The sequence below is a fragment of the Desulfotomaculum sp. genome, from assembly GCA_003513005.1.
In the GTDB taxonomy this organism is placed as follows: Bacteria; Bacillota; Desulfotomaculia; order Desulfotomaculales; family Nap2-2B; genus 46-80.
In genome coordinates this window covers 1-3,299 of the sequence record DOTD01000098.1, presented here as the reverse complement: position 1 = coordinate 3,299, position 3,299 = coordinate 1, and the positions used below count along the sequence as shown (strand labels likewise).

General features: G+C 45.9%; 6 protein-coding genes. 3 read left to right on the top strand and 3 right to left on the bottom strand.

Annotated features, from left to right (window positions below; genetic code table 11):
* Positions 1–278: 278 nt before the first annotated feature.
* The 3 genes from DEH07_12415 to DEH07_12405 all read right to left on the bottom strand — a co-directional run bounded on the left by DEH07_12415 (position 279) and on the right by DEH07_12405 (position 1,081).
* Positions 279–449 (bottom strand): YvrJ family protein, encoded by a 171-nt coding sequence (locus tag DEH07_12415; protein HBY05280.1) that lies wholly within the window; start codon positions 447–449, stop codon positions 279–281.
* Positions 450–573: 124 nt separating this feature from the next.
* Positions 574–807 (bottom strand): DUF2922 domain-containing protein, encoded by a 234-nt coding sequence (locus DEH07_12410; protein ID HBY05279.1) that lies wholly within the window; start codon positions 805–807, stop codon positions 574–576.
* Positions 808–856: 49 nt separating this feature from the next.
* Positions 857–1,081 carry a hypothetical protein gene (locus DEH07_12405; GenBank protein ID HBY05278.1) on the bottom strand — a complete coding sequence of 75 codons (225 nt, stop codon included), beginning with the start codon at positions 1,079–1,081 and terminating at the stop codon, positions 857–859.
* Between the two features lie 205 nt (positions 1,082–1,286).
* On the opposite strand from DEH07_12405, the gene DEH07_12400 reads away from it, so the two are divergent.
* From DEH07_12400 to DEH07_12390, 3 genes are all read left to right on the top strand, one after another.
* Entirely contained in the window at positions 1,287–1,481 is a 195-nt protein-coding gene (locus DEH07_12400; GenBank protein HBY05277.1) for a hypothetical protein, read from the top strand.
* A gap of 7 nt (positions 1,482–1,488) precedes the next feature.
* Complete coding sequence (locus DEH07_12395; GenBank protein HBY05276.1) at positions 1,489–1,785, top strand: AbrB family transcriptional regulator; 297 nt, start codon at positions 1,489–1,491, stop codon at positions 1,783–1,785.
* A 202-nt stretch (positions 1,786–1,987) separates the two neighbouring features.
* On the top strand, positions 1,988–2,938 hold the full coding sequence (locus tag DEH07_12390) for a transposase (GenBank protein ID HBY05275.1): 951 nt from the start codon (positions 1,988–1,990) through the stop codon (positions 2,936–2,938).
* Positions 2,939–3,299: the final 361 nt, after the last annotated feature.

Here is a 3,299-nt window from a genome sequence, read left to right as displayed (position 1 = left end):
CTCGCTAAAGGTAGCGCCAGTTGGCGGCTAAAGTAGCAGGCGCCCCGTTATTTATCCATATCCACAAAGGTTTCGGCAAAATAGGGTTCGACGCCGAACAGGGTAATCCAGTCCTTGTCCGCATGTTTTCCCTTCCCCATTCATAATATTGGCGGTGTTAAGGAAAAAGGGATCGGTACAGTTCCCGGGTAAGACTTGTTAGTAACAATCATATGGTATAGTGTTAGACTATGCAATTGAAACGATATGATCAAAATATACTTAAAACAATCCTTTGGTCAGCTGTAATCATCGGAATGACATGGATTTTCTTTTTTGTCAATAATGTTGGCCAGGCTGGTAATACTGTCAGCCAGTCCCTCCAGCTTATTTTCGATTCTGACCAAAAGATAAGCGGTCACAACAATAGGGAAACCTACGTTACCGATTGCCTGTAAAATAGTTTCCACCGGCGGCGCCTCCTTTAAGAAGGTTTTTTATCAGGAAGGATTGAAGAGGGAAAGCTTAATGGAGGAAGGAAACCGCTCTGTCGCATGTTTCCTTCCCCATACAGCTTTTTATGAATAGGAAGGTTTACTGCGGGTCGTAGATGTCGTTGGTTGTTCTGTCCACAATCTTGATGTCCTGCTTCGATACTAACTGTCCGCCGGTTGTTGTAAAGATGTTTTTAGTTATTACCGTATCCATAGCTGCCTGGATTTCCTGGGCGGTTATGTTATCGCGGGGGTTGTCAACCGTGAGCGTGAAGTTGGAGCCGTTTTCGTTTTTGAAGACCATCCTGAGGGTTTTGGTGGTAACCTGGGCCATTTTTACACCTCCTTTCAGTGATTTTTGATCATGCCGGGCCTCCTGCGGGTTAGGCCTCTACGAGCTGGGCATTGTCAACGCGGCTTATTTTGCTTAAGGTATACGACTGCAGGCCGGCAATCGCCTGGGCAATGTCGTACAGGTCCTGGTCTGCGGCGCTTGGGTCGATGCTTTTGTAATTTCTGCTGCGGTAGACCGGGTTTCCCTGGGCGTCGATGCCGGTCTGCACTTCAAGACTAAGCACAGTACCGCCGGATACTTTATTAACAGCCATTTATAACACCTCCTTCCGAACACGTGTTCGCCTTACGAACATATTCTAACCCGGTACAGGAACTGTGTCAAGGTAATTTATGGCAATTGGCGGGGGTTTAAAGGGAGATATTGTCGAAACTGATGAAAATGGGGAATTATATTTTAAAATATCGACAGTTGATTTTTAAACCTTCACAAAATCTCTTGTCTGCTCACCGGCGCCAATGGGGGAAATTCTCAAAGAATATCCAGATTTAGAGGCAAAAGATATAAAAGAAGCTCTGGAATTTACTGCTGAAACCGTCAGGGAAAAGCAGTTGCCGTTGGTAGGTATTGCGGTGTCCCTTGCTCAACTGGCTCTTTATATTCTTGTCGTTGACAAATATCAGATAATAAGATATACTGATATTCAGAGGTGATTGTTTCGTGAATGCTGAAACAATAAAGGTTGGGAAAAGGGGAGCGGTAGTTATTCCTGCCGGTTTGCGCAGGGAATACAGTCTGGAAGAAGGGGCTCTGTTGATCGCGGAACCGCGGCCGGAAGGCATTCTCCTGCGTCCGGCGGTGGCCCTGTCGGTTGAAATTTACACACCGGAAAGAAAGGCGCAATTTTTATTAAATAATGCCTTAACTGCAGAAGACTATGCGTGGGCAGTATCCGAGGTAAAAAAGCTTGGTTTGGATCCGGAAAATATACCTCATGAAAGATCCGGTAATATTTAATGAACCGGTTGTTTCTGGACGCCAACATATTGTTTTCCATAGCCTATGGAAGCCCCAGCCTGGAAGTATTTAAATGGAAATTCCTGCTTGAATTTTGTGGCAGGGGACAAAAAGGGGTGAATGACCGTGACTAAAAAAGGGTTGCCAGCCTTCCGTTTCCAGTATAAACTGGAATTAATAAACTAAACAGGAGCAATGATCGGTGAATCCAAGCCAAATTGACCACGACCGTCTGTTTAAAGAATTGCTGGAGACATTTTTTGCCGAATTTATGGAGCTTTTCTTCCCTGACGCTTACGGCGCCATTGACTTTACGCATCTAAAATTCCTCCGGCAGGAGGTTTTTACCGACGTTACCGCCGGGGAAAGGCACGAGGCGGACATCATCGTAGAAACCAGGCTTAAAACGGAACCGGGACTGATTTTGGTCCACGTGGAACCTCAGGCGTATGTCCAGAAAGATTTCAACGAAAGAATGTTTATCTATTTTTCCCGGTTTTACGAAAAATACCGGCGCAAGATCCTGCCAATCGCCGTTTTTAGCTACGAACAGGCGCGCGATGAACCGGATAAATTTGCCCAGAGTTTCTCTTTTTTAGACGTGCTGCTCTTTCGCTTCTATAAACTGGATCTAAAAAAGCTTTCCTGGCGGGATTACGTCCACCGTGACAACCCCGTAGCGGCGGCTCTTTTAAGTAAAATGGGCTTTGCTGGAGAAGAGAAGGCGCAGGTAAAGCTGGAGTTTTTGCGCCTGTTGACCAGATTAAAACTTGATCCCGCGCGGATGGAGCTTATTACAGGTTTTTTTGAAACCTACCTCAAACTAAACCGTCAGGAAGAAGAACAATTATCACATGAACTGGGCAGAATAAACCAGAAGGAGGCTGATTTAATCATGCAGATTACCACCAGTTGGCACGAAAAGGGGAAGATCGAAGGGAAAATCGAAGGGAAGATCGAAGGGAAGATCGAAGACATCTGCAAATTTATGGCGCGCAAATTTAGCGCTGACGCCGGCGAAGTAAGGAAAATAATTCAACAGGCGCCCAGCCTGGAGCTTCTGGACGGTCTCATGGAAGAATTGTTTGCCGCCAACACTTCGGAAGAAGCCCATTCCATCATCAGAAGGACAGTGGGTAAATCTCTTCAATAGCCCCATACGCAAGCGTGAAAGGGAAAGATAAGATTAATTTTCTTGTTCAATAGGGTATTGACGTGCATGACGTATTGTTACTACAGCGATGAGTATTAAAGCTCTTTGACAGCATTAAATAGCGACTTCGCCCAATATTTGGAGATTCCTCTTTCGGTGCGAGAGGTAGGCGACCATGTTGCGTTTCATGTGGTAGTTAACGTCCCTCAAGGTCTTTCGGATCAGCTTCTCATTGCCGGATAGGCCGGCAATGATCAGTTTCTGGGCCTGGGGCAGCGTCAGGATCGGGTCTCCGTTTTTTTTTTAAAGTGCTGTCGCACCTCCAAGATGAATAGAGGGGCGAGAAGGACAAAAATGACGG